The following is a 21,810-nucleotide window of genomic DNA, read 5'->3' on the forward strand; positions in this document are numbered from 1 at the left end:
CGGTCGCTTCGAACGACCGGGCATTTTTTATGCGTGGGTATTCAGGCCGTTGCCAGGGAAGGTTTCTGCGAGGCGCTCAAGAAACGTAGCAAGGCCAACAGCGGGAAGGCGCTGCCGACGATCACCACCCACAACCAGCCGCCGTGTTCGTACACCGCACTGGCAATCGATGAGCCGAAGGCGCCACCGACGAAGATACTGGTCATGTACAGCGCATTCAGGCGGCTGCGGCTCTTGGCATCGAGTGCGTAGATGGTGCGCTGGCCCAGGACCATGTTCATCTGCACACAAAAATCCAGGACCACCCCGGTCACCGCCAGGCCAATCACGCTGTAGAGCGGATGGATGAACGCTGGCAGGAAGCTCAGGCTGGCGAACAGCATCGCCAGTAGCGAGGCAATGCGGGTATGGCCGGCATCCGCCAGGCGACCGGCGATGGGCGCGGCGATGGCGCCTATGGCACCGACCAGGGCGAACAGGGCGATTTCAGTCTGGGACAGGCCATGGACGCGTGACAGTTCCAGCGGCACGGCGGTCCAGAACAGGCTAAACGTGGCGAACATGCAGGCTTGGTAGAAAGCCCGTTGCCGCAACAACGGTTGTTGGCGCAGCAGGGTGCCGAGCGAGCCCAGCAGTTGGCCATAAGTGGCGCTATGGTCGGGTTGGCGCTTGGGCACGGTCAGTGCCAGGACGATGCTGATCGCGGCCATCAACGCGGCGGCGATGATGAACATGGTCCGCCAGCCGAAGTGATCGGCCACGACGCTGGAGATCGGCCGCGCCAACAGGATCCCCAGCAGCAGGCCGCCCATGATCCCACCGACGACCCGGCCCCGGGATTCTTCCGGCGCCAGGTGCGCGGCCAACGGAATCAGGACTTGCACCGACACTGAACTGAACCCCACCAGCAGGGAGACCAGCAAGAATACATTCGGCTGGTCAGTGAACGCCGCCCCCAACAGGCTGGCAATCGCCACCAGCGTGGTGAGGATCATCAGCCGGCGGTTCTCCAGCAAGTCCCCCAGCGGCACCAGGAAAAACAGGCCCAAGGCATAACCGATCTGGGTCAACGAGACGATCAGGCTGGCCATGGTGCTGCTCAGGCCGACATCCGGCGCGATCAGTTCGATGATCGGTTGGGCGTAGTAGATGTTGGCGACGATGGCTCCGCAGCAGAAGGCGAACAGCAGGACCATGCCTCGGGTCAGGGTGGCGGGGTGGGCACTCATGGCAATCTCGTCAGAACAGGAAAGATGGCGTGAGGCTAAAGAGTTGTGCCGCTCTGGAACAGAGCTTTGTGGCTGATATCAGACATGCCTGTGGTTGATGATGGTTGCTGTGATGAGTGCTTTATGTGGCGAGGGAGCTTGCTCCCGCTTGAGTGCGAAGCGCTCATCGTTTTTCAGGGCGGCTTCGCCACCCAGCGGGAGCAAGCTCCCTCGCCACAAAAGCTCTCTGGCAACCCTATGCGATCAGTGCCTCACTGCCCGCTGTAGATCTGGTCGAAAATCCCACCGTCATTGAAGTGAGTCTTCTGCACCGTGCGCCAGTCGCCGAAGGTTTTTTCCACGGACAGGAAGTCCACTTTCGGGAAACGGTCGGTGTACTTGGCCAGTACCGCCGGGTCCCGTGGACGCAGGTAGTTGGCGGCGGCGATTTCCTGGCCTTCGGGCGACCACAGGTACTTGAGGTAGGCCTCGGCGGCCTCGCGAGAACCTTTCTTCTCGACCACTTTATCGACCACGCTCACCGGTGGCTCGGCTTCGGCAGAAACGCTCGGATAGATTACTTCGAACTGATCGCGGCCAAATTCGCGGGCGATCATCTCGGCTTCGTTTTCAAAGGTCACCAGCACATCGCCGATCTGGTTGGTCATGAAGGTGGTGGTGGCGGCGCGACCGCCGGTGTCGAGCACCGGCGCCTGCTTGAACAGCTTACCGACGAAGGCCTTGGCCTTGTTCTCGTCACCGCCATTCTTGAGCACGTAGCCCCAGGCCGACAGGTAGGTGTAGCGACCGTTGCCGGAGGTTTTCGGGTTGGGCACGATCACCTGCACACCGTCCTTGAGCAGGTCAGGCCAATCTTTCAGCGCTTTCGGGTTGCCTTTGCGCACGATGAATACGGTGGCCGAGGTGAACGGCGCGCTGTTGTTTGGCAGGCGGGTGACCCAGTTTTCGGGCACCAGTTTGCCGTTGTCCGCCAGGGCGTTGATGTCGGTGGCCATGTTCATGGTGATGACGTCCGCCGGCAGCCCGTCGATCACCGAGCGCGCCTGCTTGCTGGAACCGCCGAATGACATCTGCACGGTGATGTTTTCGTTGTGCTCGGCTTGCCAATGTTTCTGGAAGGCGGTGTTGTAGTCCTTGTAGAAATCACGCATCACGTCGTAGGAAACGTTGAGCAGGGTCGGGGCGGCGTGAGCCAGGTTGCCAAAGGCCAGGCCAGCGGCGAGAAGGGAGGCGCCAAAGAAGTTCTTCACTGCGAATTCCTTTTTATTTGAAAGGGGTTCCGGGCAATTAGCCAGCACACTAGCGGCAAGCTAATAGGCCATCAAGCATTAAAAAGTGCTTTGCTTATTCCAATTTCTTAAACAACGCATTGCCACAGCGGGAGCAGAAAGCGGCACCGTGTTCGTGGTTGTTTTTGCTGCACACCGGGCAATCGTGCTTGAGCTGGTCACCGCGCATGGCCGTGGCCAGCTCTGCCGTGAAAATACCCGTAGGCACGGCGATGATCGAGTAACCGGTGATCATCACCAGGGATGACACCACCTGGCCCAGTGGCGTCTTGGGCACGATATCGCCGAAGCCCACCGTGGTCAGTGTCACGATAGCCCAATAGATGCCCTTGGGAATGCTGGTGAAACCGTGCTCAGGGCCTTCGATCACATACATCAGCGTGCCGAAGACGGTCACCAGGGTCGAGACGCTGACCAGGAATACAATGATTTTCTGTTTGCTGCCCCGCAGCGCCGCCATCAGGTAGTTGGCTTGCTTGAGGTAAGGACTGAGCTTGAGCACGCGGAAAATCCGCAGCATGCGGATGATCCGAATGATCAGCAGGTATTGGGCATCGCTGTAGTACAGCGCCAGGATCCCCGGCACGATCGCCAGCAGATCCACCAGGCCATAGAAACTGAAGGCATAGCGCAACGGCTTGGGCGAGCAGTACAGGCGCAGGCCGTATTCGACGATGAAGATGAAGGTGAAGCCCCACTCGATACCGGCCAGCAGGGCCGCATAGTTTTTGTGCACGCTGTCGATGCTGTCGAGCATCACGATCACCAGGCTGGCGAGGATGATCAACAGCAGGGTGCTGTCGAAGCGTCGGCCGGCCACGGTGTCGGTCTGGAAGATGATCACGTAGAGGCGTTCACGCCAGTTGTCGCTGCTTTGCATAATCTTCGCCTGAATCGGAATCAGCGAAGCCTAGGGCGATTGCCCCGCAGAGCGCAAGGCGCGCTGTCGAGGCTGGCCTGGCGCCACGCTCGGCCGGTGGCCTGGATCAACCAGCAGGCGAGGATGAACGGTGCGGTCAGGGGCGGCAGACCGAGGGCGATAAAGCCTGGCGTGAGCAAAACCGCCAGGAGGATGCCCATCAGCGGCAGCCATGGGCGGCGTTGTTGGCTGAGGGCCAGCGCCACCAACGCCGGGTTGTAACCGCCCAGGCCGGAAAGGGCGGTTGGGTTCTCATGCTGTAACAATGCGCAGGCAAGGCCGGCGGCGGAACCGAACAATGCCCAACCGGCGGCGCGACGGTCGGCCAGTAGCAGGCCCACCACAATCAGCGCACCGGCGGCAGGGTGGCCGAGAAACATGACTTGGCCCAGCCCGCTCAAATGAGCGGCCAGCAGGTTGGGTATCGTCATTTCAATCGAGGTGCCGGGGGACGGCGGCAGGGTGAAGCCCATCAGCAGCCAAGCCAACCCTACAAAGGGCGCGGTGTAGGCGGGCAGGCACTGAGGGCCTCGGGTGCGCTTGAGCCATTGCTGGGTCAGCATTGCGCCGAGACCGCCTGCGGCAATGATCAGCGGTGGTAACAGCACGGACCAGGGCAATACAAGACTCAGCAACAAGCCCAGCAGGATGCCGTTGTAGCTGAACAGGCCGGCTTGCCGGTCAGCCTTGGCGTAACCGCGTCGCTGGGCCGTGAGCAACCCGGCCACCCCACCCAGCAACGCGCCACCGACCAGGGCGGGTGCAGTGAGCAGAATCGCCAGCAGGCACAGCAGGCCGCACAGCGGATGGCGCTGGAGGAAGATCTGGCTGAAACCGTTGAGCAGGGCGGTGGCCCAGTCGGGGCAGTGGGTATGGGGCATGGCGGATATGTCTGATGGACCGAGTTGCCCTCATCGCGAGCAGGCTCGCTCCCACGCACTGGATTTGCGGCGATCACAAAACCTCCTGTGGGAGCGAGCCTGCTCGCGATGCGGCCAGTACAGGCGCTAGAGCAACGTCTCAATGCGCAACGAATTGGTCGACCCCGGCTGCCCGAACGGAACGCCTGCGGTGATCAGCAAGGTATCGCCACGCTGGGCCATGCCCTGGGCCTGGGCAATTTCCAGAGCGGTGGAACACACCTCATCGACCTGCCGCAGCCGATCATTGACCACCGAGTGCACGCCCCAGGCCACGGTCAGGCGGCGGGCGGCCAGCAGGTTCGGCGTGAGGTTGAGGATCGGCACCGTCGGCCGTTCCCGCGCCGCTCGCAAACTGGAGCTGCCCGATTCGCTGTAGTTCACCAGCACCGCCACCGGCAGGATGCTGCTGATGCGCCGGATCGCGCAGCTGATGGCATCCGACACCGTGGCTTCGGCTTTTGGCCGGCTGACGTCCAGTTGAGACTGGTAGTCGGGACCGCTTTCCACCTGGCGGATGATCTTGCTCATCATCTGCACGGCTTCGAGTGGGTAATCGCCTGAAGCGGTTTCCGCCGATAGCATCACCGCATCGGCCCCTTCGGCCACGGCGTTGGCTACGTCGGTGACTTCCGCACGGGTCGGTGCCGGGGAGAAACGCATCGATTCGAGCATCTGGGTCGCCACCACTACCGGTTTGCCGAGGGCGCGACAGGTGCCGATGATGTTCTTCTGGATCTGCGGCACGCTCTCGGCCGGCACCTCGACGCCCAAGTCTCCGCGAGCCACCATGATTGCGTCGCTCAATTCGGCGATTTCCCGCAGTTGGGTCACCGCCGATGGCTTCTCGATCTTCGCCATCAGGAACGCCTTGTCGCCGATCAGCGCCCGGGCTTCGCGGATGTCCTCGGGGCGCTGCACGAACGACAGCGCTACCCAGTCCACGCCCAGTTCCAGACCGAAATTCAAGTCACGCCGGTCCTTGGCCGTCAGCGGGCTCAGGTCGAGCACGGCCTGGGGCACGTTCACACCTTTGCGGTCGGACAACTCACCGCCATTGAGCACTTCGGTATCGATGGCGTCGGCGTGCCTGGCGGTCACGCGCAGGCGCAACTTACCGTCGTCCAACAGCAGATCCATGCCGGGCTCCAGGGCCGCGATGATTTCCGGGTGGGGCAGGTTGACCCGGTGTTGATCACCGGGCGTCGGGTCCAGGTCCAGGCGCAGGGCCTGGCCGCGTTGCAGCAGGACCTTGCCGTCGGCGAATCGGCCAACCCGCAGCTTCGGGCCTTGCAGGTCCATGAGGATGCCCAGCGGGTAATTGAGCTGCTGCTCGACCTCACGAATCCACTGGTAGCGCTGGGCGTGGTCGGTATGCTCGCCGTGGCTGAAGTTCAGACGGAAGATGTTCACGCCAGCCTGTACCAGCTTGCGGATGTCATCGATGCCACGGGTGGCGGGGCCGAGGGTCGCGAGGATCTTGACCTTTTTATCAGGCGTCATGGTTGGGCTCCTCGAGGATCAGGATGGCGCGAAAGTCGTTGACGTTGGTGCGGGTCGGCTCAGTGACGATCAGCCCATCCAGGGCGGCGAAGTAGCCGTAGCCATTGTTGTTATCCAGCTCGTCGCTGGCGCTCAGGCCCAGTTCGGCGGCGCGGCGATAGCTGTCCGGGGTCATGAGGGCGCCGGCGTTGTCTTCGGAACCGTCGATGCCGTCCGTGTCACCGGCCAACGCGTAGATGCCGGGGTGGCCCTTGAGGCTGTCGGTCAGGCTCAGCAGGAATTCGGCGTTGCGTCCGCCACGGCCATTGCCGCGTACGGTGACGGTGGTTTCGCCACCGGAGAGGATCACGCACGGCGCCGCCAGTGGCTGGCCATGCAAGGCGATCTGCCGGGCGATGCCAGCGTGGACTTTCGCCACTTCCCGGGATTCACCTTCCAGGTCGCCGAGGATCAATGGGCTGAAACCAGCCTGGCGCGCTTTTACCGCCGCCGCTTCCAGCGATTGCTGGGGACGGGCGATCAATTGGAAGTGGCTGCGGGCCAGGCTTGGGTCGCCGGGCTTGACGGTTTCCGATTCGGGGCTATGCAACCAGTGGCGCACCGAGGCCGGCACATCGATGTGGTAGCGCTTGAGGATCGCCAGGGCTTCGGCCGATGTGCTCGGATCGGCCACGGTGGGGCCGGAGGCGATGACCGTGGCGAGGTCCCCCGGTACGTCGGAGATTGCGTAGGTGTAGACCGTCGCCGGCCAGCAAGCCTTGCCCAGGCGTCCGCCCTTGATCGCCGAGAGATGCTTGCGCACGCAATTCATCTCGCCGATGGTCGCACCGGACTTGAGCAAGGCTTTATTGATCGATTGTTTGTCGGCCAGGGTGATGCCTTCGGCGGGCAAGGCGAGCAGGGCAGAACCGCCGCCAGACAGCAGGAAGATGACGCGATCGTTTTCGCTGAGGTTGCTCACCATGTCCAGTACCCGCTGGGCCACGGCCAGGCCAGCGGCATCAGGCACCGGGTGGGCGGCCTCCACGACTTCGATTTTCTGGCAGGGCGCGCCATGGCCGTAGCGGGTCACCACCAGGCCAGAGACTTCACCCTGCCAGCAGCGCTCGACCACTTGGGCCATGGCGGCGGCCGCCTTGCCGGCGCCGATGACGATCACCCGACCGCTGCGATCGGTTGGCAGATAGCGTTCAAGGACGTGCTGCGGATGGGCCGCGTCGATGGCTGTGGCAAACAGCTCGCGCAGCAATTGTTGCGGATCGACCGACATGGCGGGCTCCCGATTCTTATTATTGGCTGAGTGACGCATGACCTGTGGGAGCGAGCCTGCTCGCGATGAGGATCTGACATCCAACATCGATGTCGACTGAAAGTCCGCTATCGCGAGCAGGCTCGCTCCCACAGGGTTATGGGGTATGTCAGTTATCGCGAATGGAGAAACTGGCCATATGTTCCAGCCCCTTGATCAACGCCGAGTGATCCCAGTTGCTCCCACCGATGGCCGCGCAGGTGCTGAACACTTGCTGGGCATTGGCGGTGTTGGGCAGGTTGATGTTCAGTTCCCTGGCGCCTTGCAGGGCCAGGTTCAGGTCCTTCTGGTGCAGGCTGATGCGGAAGCCCGGGTCGAAGGTACCCTTGATCATGCGCTCGCCATGCACTTCGAGGATCTTCGACGAAGCGAAGCCGCCCATCAGGGCTTCACGGACCTTGGCGGGGTCGGCGCCGTTTTTCGCGGCGAACAACAGGGCTTCGGCCACGGCCTGGATGTTCAGGGCGACGATGATCTGATTCGCCACTTTGGCGGTCTGGCCGTCGCCGTTACCGCCCACCAGGGTGATGTTCTTGCCCATGGCCTGGAACAGCGGCAGAGCGCGCTCGAAAGCGGCGCTGTCGCCACCGACCATGATGCTCAGGGTCGCAGCCTTGGCCCCGACTTCACCGCCGGACACCGGGGCGTCGAGGTACTGGGCGCCTTTTTCATTGATCTTCGCCGCGAATGCCTTGGTGGCGGTGGGGGAGATCGAACTCATGTCGATCACGATCTTGCCCGCTCCCACGCCAGCCGCCACGCCATCGGCGCGGAACAGCACGTCATCGACCTGCGGGGTGTCCGGGACCATGACGATGATGAACTCGGCTTCCTGGGCCACTTCCTTCGGGTTGGCCAACGCCACCGCGCCGCCGGCCAGCAGATCGGCCGGGGCCGCGTCGTGGTGCTGGGACAGGAACAGGCTGTGCCCGGCCTTTTGCAGGTTCAAGGCCATGGGGTGGCCCATGATGCCGGTGCCGATGAATCCGATTTTAGCCATGGGGAAATCCTCTTGTTTTTGTATTGCTTCAAGCAAATGGGAGACAGTTTTTTTGTGGGAGCGAGCCTGCTCGCGATGGCGGTTCTACATTCAACAAAGATGCTGGCTGGACTACCGCTATCGCGAGCAGGCTCGCTCTCACAAGGTTTTCAACCAGCCCAATCCCGCTTCGGTGCTGGTCAGCGGCTTGTATTCGCAGCCGACCCAACCCTGGTAGCCGATGCGGTCCAGGTGTTCGAACAGGAAGCGGTAGTTGATCTCGCCCGTGCCCGGCTCGTTGCGACCGGGGTTATCCGCCAGTTGCACGTGGTTGATCGCCGCCAGGTTGCTTTCCAGGGTACGGGCCAGGTCTCCCTCCATGATTTGCATGTGGTAGATGTCGTATTGCAGGAACAGGTTGGCGCTGCCCACTTGCTCGCGAATCGCCAGGGCCTGGGCGGTGTTGTTCAGATAGAAGCCGGGAATGTCGCGGGTGTTGATGGCTTCCATGACCAGCTTGATGCCTTTGGCTTGCAGCTTCTCGGCGGCGTACTTCAAGTTGGCGACGAAGGTTTTCTCCACCAGGGTTTCAGAGCAGTTCTGCGGACGAATTCCCGACAAGCAGTTGACTTGGGTGTTGCCCAGCACCTGGGCGTAGGCAATCGCCAGGTCGACACCGGCGCGGAATTCCTCGACCCGGTCCGGCAGGCAGGCGATGCCGCGCTCGCCCTTGGCCCAGTCGCCGGCTGGCAGGTTGAACAGTACTTGGGCCAGGCCGTTGGCATCGAGCAAGGCCTTGAGTTCGGCCGAGCTGTAGTCGTAAGGGAACAGGTATTCGACGCCCGTGAAACCGGCCTTGGCGGCGGCTTCGAAACGGGCGAGGAAATCCTGCTCGGTGAACAGCATGGACAGGTTGGCGGCGAAACGCGGCATGGTGATCTCCTTTAAATATTTTCAAGGCCCTTTGTGGGAGCGAGCCTGCTCGCGATGACGGCGGTACAGCCAACATCACCGGCACTGACCCACCGCTATCGCGAGCAAGCTCGCTCCCACAGGAGGGCATCTGCGCTCAATCGAGCAACGAAATGGCCGTCGGCGCATCGTTACCCACCAGCGCCAGGTCTTCAAACTCATTGACAGCGTTGATCTCGGTGCCCATGGAAATATTGGTGACCCGCTCCAGGATGATCTCGACGATCACCGGCACCTTGAACTCCTCGATCATCGCCTGGGCCTGGCGCAGGGCCGGTTGGATACCGGCCGGTTCGAACACCCGCAGCGCCTTGCACCCCAGGCCTTCGGCCACGGCGATGTGGTCCACGCCATAGCCGTTGAGTTCCGGGGCGTTGAGGTTGTCGAAGGACAGTTGCACACAGTAGTCCATGTCGAACCCGCGTTGGGCCTGGCGAATCAGGCCCAGGTAGGAGTTATTTACCACGACGTGGATGTAAGGCAGCTTGAACTGCGCTCCCACCGCCAGCTCTTCGATCATGAACTGGAAATCATAGTCACCCGACAGCGCGACGACCTTGCGACTGGGGTCGGCCTTGACCACCCCCAGCGCGGCCGGAATGGTCCAGCCCAACGGGCCGGCCTGGCCGCAGTTGATCCAGTGCCGTGGCTTATAGACATGGAGGAATTGCGCCCCGGCGATCTGTGACAGGCCGATGGTGCTGACGTAGCAGGTGTCCTTGCCGAACACCTGGTTCATTTCTTCATACACACGCTGTGGCTTGACCGGCACGTTGTCGAAGTGGGTCTTGCGCTGCAAGCTGGCCTTGCGTTGCTGGCAGTCTTGCAGCCATTCGCTGCGGTTTTTCAGCTTGCCGGCGGCTTGCCATTCGCGGGCCACTTCGATGAACACCGTCAGGGCCGAGGCGGCGTCGGAAACGATGCCCAGATCGGGCGTGAATACGCGGCCGATCTGGGTCGGCTCGATGTCCACGTGAATGAACGTGCGGCCTTCGGTGTAGACGTCCACCGAACCGGTATGACGGTTGGCCCAGCGGTTGCCGACGCCCAGCACCACGTCCGATTTGAGCAAGGTGGCGTTGCCGTAGCGGTGGGAGGTTTGCAGGCCGACCATGCCGACCATCTGCGGATGATCGTCGGGAATGGTGCCCCAGCCCATCAAGGTAGGGATGACGGGGATGCCGGTCAGCTCGGCGAACTCCACCAGCAGCTCGCTGGCATCGGCATTGATGATGCCGCCGCCGGCCACCAGCAATGGACGCTCGGCCTGGTTGAGCATCGCCAGGGCTTTCTCGATCTGCACGCGGTTGGCCGCGGGTTTGGCCAGGGGCAGCGGTTGGTAGGCGTCGATGTCGAATTCGATCTCGGCCATCTGCACATCGAACGGCAGGTCGATCAGCACCGGGCCCGGCCGGCCGGAACGCATTTCATAGAAGGCTTTCTGAAACGCGTACGGCACTTGGCCCGGCTCCAGCACGGTGGTCGCCCACTTGGTCACCGGCTTGACGATGCTGGTGATATCCACGGCCTGGAAGTCTTCCTTGTGCATGCGGGCGCGGGGTGCTTGCCCGGTGATGCACAGGATCGGGATCGAATCGGCCGAAGCGCTGTAGAGCCCGGTCACCATGTCGGTGCCGGCCGGCCCCGAGGTGCCAATGCATACGCCGATGTTGCCAGCCTTGGTCCGGGTGTAACCCTCGGCCATGTGCGAGGCGCCTTCAACGTGGCGAGCGAGGACGTGATCGATGCCACCCACCTTCTGCAAGGCCGAGTACAGCGGGTTGATTGCAGCACCCGGGATGCCGAAGGCGGTGTCCACGCCTTCACGGCGCATCACCAGGACGGCGGCTTCGATTGCTCTCATTTTGCTCATGGTTTTGTGCCTCTTACGTTTTGTAATTGTATACAAGTGGCTTTGCGCAGAGTGTATTCATGGCAAACGGCGCAGGTCAATTCATTTCATCAAGCGCCTGTTTCATTCGTCTGAACCTAGGTTTTGCTGCGGTATTTCATCACTTGATGGAAATTGAGAAAATTATTGTATACAAAAATATGTGTAGTTGTGTTCTATTTGCCGTGTTTGTTTTTGCTGAAAGTGAAGCCCGCAAGGCTCTCCCATAACAAAAGAAGGACAGCACCCATGAGCGTTCTAACCTTGGAAATTGCCGTCAACCTGGCGGGGCAGGCCCTTGCCGCGGGTCGTGAAATCAGCGCCGCACCCTTGACCGTCGCGGTCCTGGACAGCGGCGGGCACCTGGTTGCCTTGCAACGCGAAGACGGCGCCAGCCTGCTGCGCCCACAAATAGCCATCGGCAAGGCCTGGGGCGCCATCGCCCTGGGCAAAGGCTCGCGCCTGCTCGCCCAGGACGCCCAGCAACGCCCGGCGTTCTTTGCCGCGTTGAATGGGTTGGGGCAGGGCAGCGTCGTACCGGCCCCGGGTGGGGTGTTGATCAGGGATCAGGATGGGAGGGTGCTGGGGGCGATTGGTGTCAGTGGGGATGTTTCGGATGTGGATGAGCAGGTGGCGGTCAGGGCCGTGGAGGCGGTGCTGTTGAGGGCGGATGTGGGGGTTACTATTTGATTTGCGGTGGTTGATCGTTCGCTATCGTGAGCAGGCTCGCTCCCACAGAGGGTGGAGTTGGGCACAGATTCTGCAAACGCCGCAAATCCACACTGTGGGAGCGAGCCTGCTCGCGATGGCCATCTAGCAGACACATCAAGCTAAAAAGTTTGCCTCCTATCCAGGCATTCACAGATCTAGCCTTCTTCATGAGTCAATCATTAAAGGGGCAAGGAATGCCTGGTTCACCTGCTTCACATAAACTGCGCCTCGGTCGCTACGCCGAATCCAGTCGGGTTTATTTACTGACCACCAACACATCTGGCCGCGTACCAGTTTTTAAGGACGTTGTCCTGGGTAGATTGGTCGTTGAGCAATTTCGAAAAGCTCAGGAACAAGGCTGGGCCGACTCATTGGCCTGGGTGGTCATGCCTGATCATTTCCATTGGTTGATCGAATTGCGCAGGGGATCTTTGAGTGAGTTGATGCAAAGGACCAAATCATTGAGTACCAAAGCTGTAAATCTGCGCCTGGGTAATAAAGTCAGCCTTTGGCAGCAAGGATTTCATGACCGGGCCCTGCGGCGGGAGGACGAGTTGATAATAATGGCTCGCTATGTCGTCGCTAACCCATTGCGGGCTGGCCTGGTGAAGCGACTTGGCGATTATCCGCTGTGGGATGCCATTTGGCTTTGACATGAAATCGAGTTACCGCTATCGCGAGCAGGCTCGCTCCCACAAGGGATTTAGGTTGCTCGCAGAATCTACATTCACAGCAGAACCCTGTGGGAGCGAGCCTGCTCGCGATGGCGGCTACTCGGTCCTGAGCCTAGCGATCCACCTCACACCCCTTCAACACCAACCGGATAATCGTCTGCGCCGCCGCTTCGTAATCCGCTTCATCGAGCTTGGCCTTGCCGGTCACGGCGCTGATCTGCCAGTCGAAATCGGCATAGGTCTGGGTGGCGGCCCAGATGCTGAACATCAGGTGGTTGGGGTCGATGGGGGCGATCTGGCCGCGGTCGATCCAGGTCTGGATGCAATCGATGTTGTGCCGGGCCTGGGCGTTGAGTTGTTCCACCAGGTCGGGGCTCAGGTGCGGGGCGCCGTGCATGATTTCGCTGGCGAAGACTTTCGAGGCGAAGGGCAGGTCGCGGGAGATGCGGATCTTGGAGCGGATGTAATGGCTCAGCACTTCACCGGGCACGCCGTCGGCATTGAATGGTGTCGAAGCCTGGAGAATCGGCTCGATGATGCTTTCCAGGACCTCGCGGTAGAGGTTTTCCTTGGATTTGAAGTAGTAGTAGACGTTGGGTTTGGGCAGGCCTGCCTTGGCCGCGATGTCGCTGGTCTTGGTCGCGGCGAAGCCCTTGTCGGCAAATTCTTCGCTGGCGGCACGCAGGATCAATTCTTTGTTGCGCTCGCGGATCGTGCTCATAAACCCAGGGGTTCCTTGCCTATTCTGGCGGTGGCGCATGGTAGCACCGGCCTCGCGCGGCGCTCAAGAATGCCCTATGGGGGCGCTGCTCGCGGTATGCTGCGCAGCATTATTGTTCAAGGAGCCCCTCCATGGCCGGAAGCAGTTTGCTGGTACTGATCGACGATATCGCCACCGTGCTCGACGACGTAGCGTTGATGACCAAGATGGCCGCCAAGAAAACCGCCGGCGTGCTGGGCGATGACCTGGCGCTCAATGCCCAGCAAGTCTCTGGTGTGCGTGCCGAGCGGGAGCTGCCGGTGGTCTGGGCGGTGGCCAAGGGATCGTTCATCAACAAGTTGATCCTGGTGCCGTCGGCGCTGGCGATCAGTGCCTTCGTCCCTTGGTTGGTGACGCCACTGTTGATGGTGGGCGGCGCCTACCTGTGTTTCGAAGGGTTCGAAAAGCTGGCCCACAAGTTCCTCCACAGCCCGGCCGAAGACCAGGCCGAACACGCGCAACTGGTCGAGGCGGTGGCGGATCCGGCGGTCGATCTGGTGGCTTTTGAAAAGGACAAGATCAAGGGCGCGGTACGCACCGACTTCATCCTGTCGGCGGAAATCATCGCCATCACCCTCGGCACCGTTGCCGATGCCGCACTGACCCAGCAGGTGATCGTGCTATCGGGCATCGCCATCGTCATGACCGTTGGCGTCTATGGCCTGGTGGCCGGGATCGTCAAGCTCGATGACCTGGGGCTCTGGCTGACGCAGAAGCCCGGACAAGTCGCCAAAAGCATCGGCGGCGCCATCCTGCGCGCCGCGCCCTACATGATGAAAAGCCTGTCGGTGATCGGCACGGCGGCGATGTTCCTGGTGGGCGGCGGCATCCTCACCCATGGCGTGCCGGTGGTGCATCACTGGATCGAAGGCGTGACGGCCAGTGCTGGTGGTGCCGGGTTTATCGTGCCGATGTTGTTGAATGCGGTGGCGGGGATTGTCGCGGGGGCAGCCGTGTTGGTGGGTGTGCTGGCGGTTGGCAAAGTCTGGAAGGCGCTGAAAGGCTGAATCGGGCAATACATAACCATTGTGGGAGCGAGCCTGCTCGCGATGAGGGCCTGACAGTCAGCTTCATGTCGGCTGACAGATCGCTATCGCGAGCAGGCTCGCTCCCACAGTGGGTTTTGGGGTAGCCAGAAGTTATTCGGCAATCTGCAGTTTGCGCGATTCGGTGTACACGTAGCGCACCTTTTCATACTCGAACGGCGAGTTCAGTTGCCCATAGCGGAAGCTGGTCTGGTAGCGCTTGTCCACGCCACGCAGGAGCAGGAGTTCCGGGTGGTTGCCGCTGACTTCGGAGACGTTCAGGAAGTTGATCGCAGATTCAGCCGTATAGTCCACCAGCAGGCCCGAGGTGTCGCGCAGGTTCGAAGGGCCGAAGATCGGCAGCACGAAGTACGCGCCGCCGGGCACACCGTAGAAGCCCAGGGTCTGGCCGAAGTCTTCGCTCTGGCGCGGCAGGCCCATGGCGGTGGCCGGGTCCCACAGGCCGGCAATGCCGACGGTGGTGTTGAGCAACAGTCGCGCGGTGGTTTCCATCGAACGCTTGCCCTTGAATTGCAGCAGGCTGTTCATCAGGTTCGGCACGTCCCCCAGGTTATTGAAGAAGTTGCTCACCCCGGTGCGCACGAAGCTGGGCGTGACGTAGCGGTAGCCGTCGACCACGGGCAGGAATACCCACTGGTCGAAGCGGTAGTTGAAGTGATAGACCCGACGGTTCCAGGACTCCAGCGGGTCATAGACGTTCAGGGCGTTGAGCGTGGAGCGCTCGAACTCGCGCTGGTCCAGTCCCGGGTTGAACTTGAGCTTGGTCAGCGGTTCCTTGAAACCGTCCGAATCCACCACCACAGGCGCATTGGCCTTGCTGTTGTCGGCATGGACCATGCCCGCACTCATTAACGCGGCGATAAGCAGCAGGTATTTAGCCACGGAAAAACTCCAGCATGGCGTCGCTGTTGACGCGGTAGTTAAGGTTGCCGCAGTGGCCGCCCAGTGGATAAACCGTCAGGCGATCGCCAAAGGTCTTGCGTAGGAAGCCCAGGTCGCCCGGGCCAAGAATGACGTCGTCGGCATTGTGCATGACGGAAATCTTCGGGCTGTCGTGCAGGTAATCCTTCAGCGCGTACAGGCTGACCTGGTCGACCAGTTGCAGCAGGCTGCCGCCGTCGGTGCGCGCGCGCCACATGGGGATCACCTGCTCGGTGAGGTAACAGTCGAAATCGCATTGCAGCGCGCGCTTGAGGAACGGCGTCAGGCTGGTGCTTTCGGTAATCGGGAACTTGGGCGGGATGATCAGGCCGCGACGATTGATCAGGTCCGAGGTGAACGCGATGTCGGCCGCCGAGAAACGGAACGAGGTGCCAATCAACATCGCCATCTGTTCGTTGCTCAGGTGCTGCTTGGACTGCTGGAAGTCATAAAGCAGGGCGTCGTTGAGGTCGATGTAGCCCTTTTGCTGGAAGTAGCGGGTCAGCTTGTTCAGCACCAGTTCATAGAAGGTCGTGGTGCTGTTGATGCCCTTGACCTCGGTCTGGACCAGTTTGTCCAGGTTGGTGATCGAGGTGTAGAGGTTCACCGGTGGGTTGAGCAACAGCACTTTCTTGAAATTGAAGCTGCGCCGGGTTTCGTCCAGGTGGGCGACGAAGGCCGCATCCAGGCCGCCGAGGCTGTAGCCGGTGAGGTAATACTCGGTCACGGGCAGCTTGGGGTTTTGCGCGCGCACGGCTTGCATCACCCGGTACATGTCCTCGGCGTCTTCCTTGGAAATGCCTGGCGTGGCGAAGCGCGAAGCGGCACTCATGAAGTCGAAGCTGGTGGGCGATGACAACTGCACGACGTGGTAGCCGGCCTTGTAGTAGAGGCGCTTGAGGTATTCATTGATGCTACTGTCAAAGCGCGCACCGGTGCCGGCGATCAGGAAAATCAGCGGCGCGGGCTTGTCCTGGGTGGCCATGCGGTAGGTGAGGCTTTTCACCGGCCAGAAGTTGTCCGGCAGGATGAACTCGCGTTCCGGGCGCAGGGTCAGGCTGTGGTCGGCCTGGTTGATGTCTTCGATCAGCGGCAGCTCCGGACGCAGGTCCGGCGGCGTGGTGGCGATGGTCGCCTCGAACGGGTTGGTCAAGGGGTAGCCATAGCTGGCGGCGTCAATATCTGCCGCCAGCGCGGACGCACTCAGGATAAGGCCGCCGAGAAGGGCAGCGAAGCGCAAGGAACGGAGCATGACTGAATCCCTTAGAGGAAGGTGCCGAATGAGGTTCGCAGGCTATGACCACCGAAGCAGAGCCAAGTGCCATGACGGGCACAAAACAGGCGCGGACGGGGTGCGATAGTAGCGGGACGATACACGGTCGGGCGTGGTGGCGGCTAGTTATCTGGCGTTTGCCGGATTTGACCGCAAAATCTTTCGTGTGGCGCTGGTACTAATGCCTGGAACAAAAGGGGGGGTGGCGTTCTGATGTCGTTTCTCGTTGCTTCGACGTCGCAGGCAGAGCAGGTTCCGGATCGGCGCAGGTTGATGATCAACGAGTCAGTACTCCACTGGCGTGCGGGCCGGTTTGCAGGTGAGCGTGATGGGGGCGCTGAGCACCATAACAATACGTTGACGTCGCTCGGCATCCGCCGGGCGCAGCACTTTCGGGGAAGTAACGATGAAGATGCGACGACTCTTGGGCGCAGGTGCCGCACTGGTACTGGCGATCAGCTCCACCCTGGCCAGCGCCGAAACCAAAACCCTGAGCATCGGTTACGTTGACGGCTGGTCCGACAGCGTCGCGACCACCCACGTGGCCGCCGAAGTGATCAAGCAGAAACTTGGTTATGACGTGAAACTGCAAGCGGTCGCGACCGGGATCATGTGGCAAGGCGTGGCCACCGGCAAGCTCGACGCGATGCTCTCGGCCTGGCTGCCGGTGACTCACGGCGACTATTGGACCAAGAACAAAGACAACGTGGTCGATTACGGCCCCAACTTCAAGGACGCGAAAATCGGCCTGATCGTGCCGGAGTACGTCAAGGCCAAGTCGCTCGAGGATCTCAAGACCGACGATTCCTTCAAGAAGCGCATCGTCGGCATCGACGCCGGTTCAGGCGTGATGCTCAAGACCGAACAGGCGATCAAGGATTACGACCTGACCGGTTATCAACTCAAGGCCAGTTCCGGCGCCGGCATGATCGCCGAGCTGACCCGTGCCGAGAAGAAAAACGAATCCATCGCCGTCACCGGTTGGGTGCCGCACTGGATGTTCGCCAAGTGGAAACTGCGCTTCCTGGAAGACCCGAAAGGCGTCTACGGCGCGGCTGAGACTGTAAACAGCATCGGCAGCAAGGAGCTGGACACCAAGGCCCCGGAAGTGGCCAAGTTCCTGAAGAACTTCCAGTGGTCGTCGAAAGACGAAATCGGCGAAGTCATGCTGGCAATCCAGGAAGGCGCCAAGCCGGAAGCCGCTGCCAAGGACTGGGTCGCCAAGCACCCGGATCGCGTGGCGGAGTGGATCAAGTAATCGACCTGGTCTGACTGTTCCGAAAACCGCATGAGCGTGTGTCATGCGGTTTTTTTGTGCCCGAAATTCTCAAGTGCATGCAAATCCCTTGTGGGAGCGAGCCTGCTCGCGATAGCGGTGCATCTGCTTGCATCTATGCTGAATGTGCTACTGCAATCGCCAGCAGGCTCGCTCCCACTTGAGGAGGGCGTAGCTAAAGTTTGCGGAAAACTGGCAAAACCGTCATGTCGTTCTAATACTAAGGTCGTCTGGAACCTCGCCTTGAGCCGCATAGAGTAGAGTCGTTCCAATTAAATCTGTGCTGCGAGGATAAAAACAATGAACGACAGCATTTACCTCTCGATTCAAAACAGCCCGCGCTTCAAGGAGCTGGTGAGAAAAAGGGAAAAGTTCGCCTGGATTCTCTCGGCGATCATGCTTGGGCTGTATTCCGGCTTCATTCTTCTGATCGCCTACGGGCCACACATTCTCGGGGCCAAGATCACGCCTGAGTCCACCATTACCTGGGGCATTCCCATCGGTGTCGGTCTGATTGTCTCGGCCTTCATCCTGACCGGTATTTACGTGCGGCGCGCCAACGGCGAGTTCGACGACCTGAACAATGCGATTCTCAAGGAGGCTCAGCAATGATCCGGCGTCTACTGGCTCTATTGAGCATCGCAGCGTTCGCTCCGGGCGCCTGGGCGGCTGAAGCCCTGACCGGTGCCGTGCAGAAACAACCCCTCAACGTCGCGGCTATCCTGATGTTCGTGGCCTTCGTCGGCGCGACTTTATACATCACCTACTGGGCATCCAAGAAAAACAACTCGGCGGCCGACTACTATGCGGCCGGCGGCAAGATCACCGGCTTCCAGAACGGCCTGGCAATCGCGGGCGACTACATGTCGGCAGCGTCCTTCCTGGGTATTTCCGCCCTGGTGTTTACCTCTGGCTACGATGGCCTGATCTACTCCATCGGCTTTTTGGTGGGCTGGCCGATCATTCTGTTCCTGATCGCCGAGCGCCTGCGTAACCTGGGCAAGTACACCTTTGCCGACGTGGCGTCCTATCGCCTGGGGCAAACCCAGATCCGCAGTCTGTCCGCCTGCGGCTCGCTGGTGGTGGTGGCGTTCTACCTGATCGCGCAAATGGTCGGTGCCGGCAAGCTGATCCAGCTGCTGTTCGGCCTGGACTACCACGTCGCGGTGATCCTGGTGGGTGTCCTGATGTGCCTCTACGTGCTGTTCGGCGGCATGCTGGCCACCACCTGGGTACAGATCATCAAGGCGGTGCTGTTGCTGTCGGGTGCTTCGTTCATGGCGTTGATGGTCATGAAGCACGTCAACTTCGACTTCAACATGCTGTTTGCCGAAGCGGTCAAGGTGCACCCTAAAGGCGAGGCGATCATGAGCCCTGGCGGTTTGGTGAAGGATCCGATCTCGGCCTTCTCCCTGGGCCTGGCACTGATGTTCGGTACCGCCGGCCTGCCACACATCCTGATGCGCTTCTTCACCGTGAGCGATGCCAAGGAAGCGCGCAAGAGCGTACTGTATGCCACTGGTTTCATCGGCTACTTCTACATCCTGACCTTCATCATCGGCTTCGGCGCGATCCTGCTGGTCAGCACCAACCCGGCCTTCAAGGACGCGGCAGGTGCCTTGCTCGGTGGTAATAACATGGCGGCGGTGCACCTGGCCAACGCCGTGGGCGGCAGTATCTTCCTGGGCTTCATTTCGGCCGTAGCGTTCGCCACCATCCTGGCGGTGGTAGCAGGCCTGACCCTGGCCGGTGCCTCGGCGGTGTCCCATGACCTGTATGCCAGCGTGATCAAGAAAGGCAAGGCCAACGAGAAAGAAGAGATTCGTGTGTCGAAAATCACCACCATCGCCCTGGCGGTGCTGGCGATCGGCCTGGGTATCCTGTTCGAGAAGCAGAACATCGCGTTCATGGTGGGCCTGGCGTTCTCCATCGCGGCGAGCTGCAACTTCCCGGTACTGCTGCTTTCGATGTACTGGAAGAAACTGACCACCCGTGGCGCCATGATTGGTGGCTGGCTGGGCCTGGTCAGTGCCGTGGGCCTGATGGTGCTCGGTCCGACCATCTGGGTGCAGATCATGGGTCACGAGAAGGCGATCTTCCCGTATGAATACCCGGCGCTGTTCTCCATGGCGATTGCCTTCGTCGGCATCTGGTTCTTCTCCATCACCGACAAATCGGCTGAAGGCGCAAACGAGCGGGCGCTGTTCTTCCCGCAGTTCGTGCGTTCGCAGACTGGTTTGGGGGCGAGCGGGGCGGTTAACCATTGATGTAGTGGTAAGTGCTTGAAGAAATACCCCGGTCGAGAGGCTGGGGTATTTTTTTGTGTGCGATAACAGTGGTGTGAGTGATGACGCCATCGCGAGCAGGCTCGCTCCCACAAGGAGTGCATTCCAGTGTGGGAGCGAGCCTGCTCGCGATGCGCCGGGTCTGTCACAGCAGATTCTGGATCAGATAAGGAGGGCACAAACAAAACAGCCCCTGCTCTTATATAAGAGGCAGGGGCTGTTTTGGTGCAGCTTGGGACCTTATTGCAAGGCAGGTCTTACTTGCGGTCTTCCAGCTTGGTGATGTCACGCGACTCGTAGCCGGTGTACAACTGGCGTGGGCGGCCGATCTTGTACGGGCTGGAGAGCATTTCCTTCCAGTGGGAGATCCAGCCCACGGTCCGCGCCAGGGCGAAGATCACGGTGAACATGCTGGTTGGAATGCCGATCGCCTTGAGGATGATCCCCGAGTAGAAGTCGACGTTCGGGTACAGCGAGCGCTCGATGAAGTACGGGTCGGTCAGGGCGATCTCTTCCAGGCGCATGGCCAGTTCGAGTTGCGGATCGTTGGTGATCCCCAGTTCCTTGAGCACTTCGTCGCAGGTCTGCTTCATGACGGTGGCGCGCGGGTCGCGGTTCTTGTAGACCCGGTGACCGAAGCCCATCAGCTTGAACGGATCGTTCTTGTCCTTGGCCTTGGCGATGAACTTGTCGATGTTCGAGACATCGCCGATTTCATCGAGCATGGTCAGTACCGCTTCGTTGGCACCGCCGTGGGCAGGGCCCCAGAGTGCGGCGATACCGGCGGCGATACAGGCGAACGGGTTGGCACCCGAGGAGCCGGCCAGGCGCACGGTGGACGTGGAGGCGTTCTGCTCGTGGTCGGCATGGAGGATGAAGATTCGGTCCATGGCCTTGGCGAGTACCGGGCTGATCGGTTTGATCTCGCACGGGGTGTTGAACATCATATGCAGGAAGTTCTCTGCATAGGTCAGGTCGTTGCGCGGGTACATCATGGGTTGGCCCATGGAGTACTTGTAGACCATGGCTGCCAGGGTTGGCATCTTCGCCACCAGGCGGATCGCGGAGATTTCGCGATGCTGGGGGTTATTGATGTCCAGGGAGTCGTGGTAGAAGGCCGAGAGGGCGCCGACAACGCCGCACATGACGGCCATCGGGTGGGCATCGCGACGGAAGCCGTTGAAGAAGGTCTTCAACTGCTCGTGAACCATGGTGTGGTTCTTCACGGTGCTGACGAACTGGGCCTTTTGCTCTGCGGTTGGCAGCTCGCCGTTGAGCAGCAGGTAGCAGGTTTCCAGGTAGTCCGATTTTTCAGCCAGTTGCTCGATCGGGTAGCCGCGGTGCAGCAGGATGCCGTTGTCGCCGTCGATGTAGGTGATTTTCGACTCGCACGAGGCGGTCGACATGAAACCTGGGTCAAAGGTGAAACGGCCCGTGGCCGTCAGGCCCCGTACGTCGATTACATCGGGACCAACGGTGCCGGTTAAAATGGGCAGCTCGACGGGGGCTGCGCCCTCGATGATCAACTGCGCTTTTTTGTCAGCCATGTGGCCTCCTATTAATGCTTGAAATCATCAGACAGACCCCCCACGCAGGGCCCGCACCACTATAGTGAGATAAATCCGAATGTCAATTTGCCTAAAGTCTTGCTCCAGAAGGCTTTAACCGGACTTTTTCCGCGAAATTGCCTGCCGTTTACGCCTTTTGCCGCATATGTGCAATGCGCTATTAGGGGAAGGTGAACGCGTTGTCATTAGTAGCCTAACTGTCTATACTCGGCCACCGACCGCCAGGGGCTTTTGGGCCTGCTTTCTTGGGGGTCGTCACTCCCTGGGTGGTGAGTACCTGACCAG

Annotated in this window: 20 protein-coding genes; 7 read left to right on the forward strand and 13 right to left on the reverse strand. The window is 60.7% G+C overall.

Going from position 1 to position 21,810, the window contains the following annotated elements:
* Window positions 1-41: 41 nt before the first annotated feature.
* From GN234_RS26350 to gcl, 9 genes are all read right to left on the reverse strand, one after another.
* The gene (locus GN234_RS26350) at window positions 42-1,229 is read right to left on the reverse strand and encodes an MFS transporter (protein ID WP_109754477.1); all 1,188 of its coding nucleotides are present in this window, start codon (window positions 1,227-1,229) and stop codon (window positions 42-44) included.
* Window positions 1,230-1,480: 251 nt separating this feature from the next.
* Entirely contained in the window at window positions 1,481-2,479 is a 999-nt protein-coding gene (locus GN234_RS26355; protein WP_109754476.1) for a sulfate ABC transporter substrate-binding protein, read from the reverse strand.
* A gap of 94 nt (window positions 2,480-2,573) precedes the next feature.
* On the reverse strand, window positions 2,574-3,398 hold the full coding sequence (locus tag GN234_RS26360) for an ion transporter (RefSeq protein WP_109754475.1): 825 nt from the start codon (window positions 3,396-3,398) through the stop codon (window positions 2,574-2,576).
* Window positions 3,399-3,418: 20 nt separating this feature from the next.
* Complete coding sequence (locus GN234_RS26365) at window positions 3,419-4,318, reverse strand: urea transporter (RefSeq protein WP_116833193.1); 900 nt, start codon at window positions 4,316-4,318, stop codon at window positions 3,419-3,421.
* Window positions 4,319-4,444: 126 nt separating this feature from the next.
* Window positions 4,445-5,860, reverse strand: coding sequence for a pyruvate kinase (gene pyk, locus GN234_RS26370; protein ID WP_176689293.1), 1,416 nt, complete (start codon window positions 5,858-5,860; stop codon window positions 4,445-4,447).
* Window positions 5,850-7,130 (reverse strand): glycerate kinase type-2 family protein, encoded by a 1,281-nt coding sequence (locus GN234_RS26375; RefSeq protein ID WP_163857290.1) that lies wholly within the window; start codon window positions 7,128-7,130, stop codon window positions 5,850-5,852. Before GN234_RS26375 ends, pyk begins: the two co-directional genes overlap by 11 nt.
* 148 nt (window positions 7,131-7,278) lie before the next feature.
* Window positions 7,279-8,169 carry a 2-hydroxy-3-oxopropionate reductase gene (locus tag GN234_RS26380; RefSeq protein ID WP_109754471.1) on the reverse strand — a complete coding sequence of 297 codons (891 nt, stop codon included), beginning with the start codon at window positions 8,167-8,169 and terminating at the stop codon, window positions 7,279-7,281.
* 138 nt (window positions 8,170-8,307) lie between these two features.
* The gene (hyi, locus tag GN234_RS26385) at window positions 8,308-9,081 is read right to left on the reverse strand and encodes a hydroxypyruvate isomerase (RefSeq protein ID WP_116833189.1); all 774 of its coding nucleotides are present in this window, start codon (window positions 9,079-9,081) and stop codon (window positions 8,308-8,310) included.
* Window positions 9,082-9,217: 136 nt separating this feature from the next.
* Window positions 9,218-10,993: a glyoxylate carboligase gene (gene gcl / locus GN234_RS26390; RefSeq protein WP_109754469.1), complete on the reverse strand. Its 1,776-nt coding sequence runs from the start codon at window positions 10,991-10,993 to the stop codon at window positions 9,218-9,220.
* Between the two features lie 59 nt (window positions 10,994-11,052).
* Here gcl and GN234_RS26395 point away from each other — a divergent pair, with 59 nt between their 5' ends.
* The 3 genes from GN234_RS26395 to GN234_RS26405 all read left to right on the forward strand — a co-directional run bounded on the left by GN234_RS26395 (window position 11,053) and on the right by GN234_RS26405 (window position 12,375).
* Entirely contained in the window at window positions 11,053-11,241 is a 189-nt protein-coding gene (locus GN234_RS26395) for a hypothetical protein (RefSeq protein WP_176689294.1), read from the forward strand.
* A gap of 19 nt (window positions 11,242-11,260) precedes the next feature.
* Window positions 11,261-11,701 carry a GlcG/HbpS family heme-binding protein gene (locus GN234_RS26400; protein ID WP_109754468.1) on the forward strand — a complete coding sequence of 147 codons (441 nt, stop codon included), beginning with the start codon at window positions 11,261-11,263 and terminating at the stop codon, window positions 11,699-11,701.
* Window positions 11,702-11,916: 215 nt separating this feature from the next.
* Complete coding sequence (locus tag GN234_RS26405; RefSeq protein ID WP_176689637.1) at window positions 11,917-12,375, forward strand: REP-associated tyrosine transposase; 459 nt, start codon at window positions 11,917-11,919, stop codon at window positions 12,373-12,375.
* A gap of 133 nt (window positions 12,376-12,508) precedes the next feature.
* Here the strand turns inward: GN234_RS26405 and GN234_RS26410 are convergent, their stop codons facing one another.
* A complete protein-coding gene (locus GN234_RS26410) occupies window positions 12,509-13,117 on the reverse strand; it encodes a TetR/AcrR family transcriptional regulator (RefSeq protein WP_046065644.1) in 609 nt (202 codons plus the stop codon).
* Window positions 13,118-13,248: 131 nt separating this feature from the next.
* Here GN234_RS26410 and GN234_RS26415 point away from each other — a divergent pair, with 131 nt between their 5' ends.
* Window positions 13,249-14,163, forward strand: a complete 915-nt coding sequence (locus GN234_RS26415) for a DUF808 domain-containing protein (protein ID WP_176689295.1) — start codon at window positions 13,249-13,251, stop codon at window positions 14,161-14,163.
* A 132-nt stretch (window positions 14,164-14,295) separates the two neighbouring features.
* On the opposite strand, the gene GN234_RS26420 is transcribed toward GN234_RS26415, so the two are convergent.
* Window positions 14,296-15,084: an MlaA family lipoprotein gene (locus tag GN234_RS26420; protein WP_109754466.1), complete on the reverse strand. Its 789-nt coding sequence runs from the start codon at window positions 15,082-15,084 to the stop codon at window positions 14,296-14,298.
* Window positions 15,077-16,375, reverse strand: a complete 1,299-nt coding sequence (locus tag GN234_RS26425; protein ID WP_109754465.1) for an alpha/beta fold hydrolase — start codon at window positions 16,373-16,375, stop codon at window positions 15,077-15,079. Before GN234_RS26425 ends, GN234_RS26420 begins: the two co-directional genes overlap by 8 nt.
* 427 nt (window positions 16,376-16,802) lie before the next feature.
* On the opposite strand from GN234_RS26425, the gene GN234_RS26430 reads away from it, so the two are divergent.
* The 3 genes from GN234_RS26430 (at window position 16,803) to GN234_RS26440 (ending at window position 19,939) form a co-directional block, all read left to right on the forward strand.
* Window positions 16,803-17,654 (forward strand): glycine betaine ABC transporter substrate-binding protein, encoded by an 852-nt coding sequence (locus GN234_RS26430; protein ID WP_116833185.1) that lies wholly within the window; start codon window positions 16,803-16,805, stop codon window positions 17,652-17,654.
* Window positions 17,655-17,972: 318 nt separating this feature from the next.
* Window positions 17,973-18,284 carry a DUF485 domain-containing protein gene (locus GN234_RS26435; RefSeq protein ID WP_060741155.1) on the forward strand — a complete coding sequence of 104 codons (312 nt, stop codon included), beginning with the start codon at window positions 17,973-17,975 and terminating at the stop codon, window positions 18,282-18,284.
* Window positions 18,281-19,939 carry a cation acetate symporter gene (locus GN234_RS26440; RefSeq protein ID WP_116833184.1) on the forward strand — a complete coding sequence of 553 codons (1,659 nt, stop codon included), beginning with the start codon at window positions 18,281-18,283 and terminating at the stop codon, window positions 19,937-19,939. Before GN234_RS26435 ends, GN234_RS26440 begins: the two co-directional genes overlap by 4 nt.
* A gap of 275 nt (window positions 19,940-20,214) precedes the next feature.
* Here the strand turns inward: GN234_RS26440 and gltA are convergent, their stop codons facing one another.
* The gene (gene gltA, locus GN234_RS26445) at window positions 20,215-21,504 is read right to left on the reverse strand and encodes a citrate synthase (RefSeq protein ID WP_092224685.1); all 1,290 of its coding nucleotides are present in this window, start codon (window positions 21,502-21,504) and stop codon (window positions 20,215-20,217) included.
* Window positions 21,505-21,810 lie beyond the last annotated feature (306 nt).

The sequence above is a fragment of the Pseudomonas bijieensis genome (assembly GCF_013347965.1).
GTDB classification, from domain to species: domain Bacteria; phylum Pseudomonadota; class Gammaproteobacteria; order Pseudomonadales; family Pseudomonadaceae; genus Aquipseudomonas; species Aquipseudomonas bijieensis.